The sequence below is a fragment of the Streptomyces sp. GESEQ-4 genome, from assembly GCF_017948455.1.
GTDB lineage: Bacteria > Actinomycetota > Actinomycetes > Streptomycetales > Streptomycetaceae > Streptomyces.
Map to the genome: position 1 here is coordinate 1 of NZ_JAFFSU010000061.1, position 3,386 is coordinate 3,386.

1 rRNA gene is annotated in these 3,386 nt (G+C 57.4%); it reads right to left on the reverse strand.

The features are described from left to right. Window positions 1–31 precede the first annotated feature (31 nt). Window positions 32–3,155: ribosomal RNA gene (locus KCH48_RS41755) — 23S ribosomal RNA — on the reverse strand. Between the last annotated feature and the right edge of the window lie 231 nt (window positions 3,156–3,386).

Sequence of the window (3,386 nt, forward strand, 5' to 3'; positions counted from 1 at the left end):
CTCAGAACTAACACAGTGGACGCGAGCAACTGAGGACAAGCCCTCGGCCTATTAGTACCGGTCACCTCCAGCGGTTACCCGCCTTCCAGATCCGGCCTATCAACCCAGTCGTCTCCTGGGAGCCTTAACCCCTCAAAGGGGGTGGGAACACTCATCTCGAAGCAGGCTTCCCGCTTAGATGCTTTCAGCGGTTATCCCTCCCGAACGTAGCCAACCAGCCATGCCCTTGGCAGAACAACTGGCACACCAGAGGTTCGTCCGTCCCGGTCCTCTCGTACTAGGGACAGCCCTTCTCAATGTTCCTGCGCGCGCAGCGGATAGGGACCGAACTGTCTCACGACGTTCTAAACCCAGCTCGCGTACCGCTTTAATGGGCGAACAGCCCAACCCTTGGGACCGACTCCAGCCCCAGGATGCGACGAGCCGACATCGAGGTGCCAAACCATCCCGTCGATATGGACTCTTGGGGAAGATCAGCCTGTTATCCCCGGGGTACCTTTTATCCGTTGAGCGACGGCGCTTCCACAAGCCACCGCCGGATCACTAGTCCCGACTTTCGTCCCTGCTCGACCCGTCGGTCTCACAGTCAAGCTCCCTTGTGCACTTACACTCAACACCTGATTGCCAACCAGGCTGAGGGAACCTTTGGGCGCCTCCGTTACTCTTTAGGAGGCAACCGCCCCAGTTAAACTACCCATCAGACACTGTCCCTGATCCGGATCACGGACCCAGGTTAGACATCCAGCACGACCAGACTGGTATTTCAACGACGACTCCCCCTGAACTGGCGTCCAGAGTTCACAGTCTCCCAGCTATCCTACACAAGCCGAACCGAACACCAATATCAAACTGTAGTAAAGGTCCCGGGGTCTTTCCGTCCTGCTGCGCGAAACGAGCATCTTTACTCGTAGTGCAATTTCACCGGGCCTATGGTTGAGACAGTCGAGAAGTCGTTACGCCATTCGTGCAGGTCGGAACTTACCCGACAAGGAATTTCGCTACCTTAGGATGGTTATAGTTACCACCGCCGTTTACTGGCGCTTAAGTTCTCAGCTTCGCCCGACCGAAATCGGACTAACCGGTCCCCTTAACGTTCCAGCACCGGGCAGGCGTCAGTCCGTATACATCGCCTTACGGCTTCGCACGGACCTGTGTTTTTAGTAAACAGTCGCTTCTCGCTGGTCTCTGCGGCCACCCCCAGCTCACACTGCAAGAGTGATCACCGGTGATGGCCCCCCTTCTCCCGAAGTTACGGGGGCATTTTGCCGAGTTCCTTAACCATAGTTCACCCGAACGCCTCGGTATTCTCTACCTGACCACCTGAGTCGGTTTAGGGTACGGGCCGCCATAAAACTCGCTAGAGGCTTTTCTCGACAGCATAGGATCATCCACTTCACCACAATCGGCTCGGCATCAGGTCTCACCCACATGCACAGCGGATTTACCTACTGTGCGGGCTACACCCTTACCCCGGGACAACCACCGCCCGGGATGGACTACCTTCCTGCGTCACCCCATCACTCACCTACTACCAGCTCGGGTCACCGGCTCCACCACTTTCCATTCCCCGAAGGGTCCGGAACGGCTTCACGGGCTTAGCATCACTGGATTCGATGTCTGACGCTTTACAGCGGGTACCGGAATATCAACCGGTTATCCATCGACTACGCCTGTCGGCCTCGCCTTAGGTCCCGACTTACCCTGGGCAGATCAGCTTGACCCAGGAACCCTTAGTCAATCGGCGCACACGTTTCCCACGTGTGAATCGCTACTCATGCCTGCATTCTCACTCGTCAACCGTCCACAACTCGCTTCCGCGGCTGCTTCACCCGGCAGACGACGCTCCCCTACCCATCCCAGCCCCCGTTGGGGGTACATGCTGGAATGACACGACTTCGGCGGTACGCTTGAGCCCCGCTACATTGTCGGCGCGGAATCACTAGACCAGTGAGCTATTACGCACTCTTTCAAGGGTGGCTGCTTCTAAGCCAACCTCCTGGTTGTCTGTGCGACTCCACATCCTTTCCCACTTAGCGTACGCTTAGGGGCCTTAGTCGATGCTCTGGGCTGTTTCCCTCTCGACCATGGAGCTTATCCCCCACAGTCTCACTGCCGCGCTCTCACTTACCGGCATTCGGAGTTTGGCTAAGGTCAGTAACCCGGTAGGGCCCATCGCCTATCCAGTGCTCTACCTCCGGCAAGAAACACACGACGCTGCACCTAAATGCATTTCGGGGAGAACCAGCTATCACGGAGTTTGATTGGCCTTTCACCCCTAACCACAGGTCATCCCCCAGGTTTTCAACCCTGGTGGGTTCGGTCCTCCACGACCTCTTACAGCCGCTTCAACCTGCCCATGGCTAGATCACTCCGCTTCGGGTCTTGAGCGCGCTACTCTACCGCCCTGTTCGGACTCGCTTTCGCTACGGCTTCCCCACACGGGTTAACCTCGCAACACACCGCAAACTCGCAGGCTCATTCTTCAAAAGGCACGCAGTCACGACGCAAGGAACAAGTTCCTTGCGCGACGCTCCCACGGCTTGTAGGCACACGGTTTCAGGTACTATTTCACTCCGCTCCCGCGGTACTTTTCACCATTCCCTCACGGTACTATCCGCTATCGGTCACCAGGGAATATTTAGGCTTAGCGGGTGGTCCCGCCAGATTCACACGGGATTTCTCGGGCCCCGTGCTACTTGGGTGTCTCTCCAACGAGCCGTTGACGTTTCGACTACGGGGGTCTTACCCTCTACGCCGGACCTTTCGCATGTCCTTCGCCTACATCAACGGTTTCTCACTCGTCTCACGGCCGGCAGACCGTGAAAGAGAGATCCCACAACCCCGTATACGCAACCCCTGCCGGGTCTCACACGCATACGGTTTGGCCTCATCCGGTTTCGCTCGCCACTACTCCCGGAATCACGGTTGTTTTCTCTTCCTGCGGGTACTGAGATGTTTCACTTCCCCGCGTTCCCTCCACATACCCTATGTGTTCAGGTATGGGTGACAGCCCATGACGACTGCCGGGTTTCCCCATTCGGACACCCCCGGATCAAAGCCTGGTTGACGACTCCCCGGGGCCTATCGTGGCCTCCCACGTCCTTCATCGGTTCCTGGTGCCAAGGCATCCACCGTGCGCCCTTAAAAACTTGGCCACAGATGCTCGCGTCCACTGTGCAGTTCTCAAACAACGACCAGCCACCCATCACCCCGGACCTTCATCCGAGTTCACTGGGGCCGGCATCGAGGGGGTTCATTCCCTCAGACACCCAACAGCGTGCCCGGCCCACTCGCCGCTCCCCTCAACGTTCCACACTCTGAAAAGAGCTGTACTAGAAGGAGAAGACGATCAAGTGTGCCGAATAATCAACGTTCCACCCATGAGC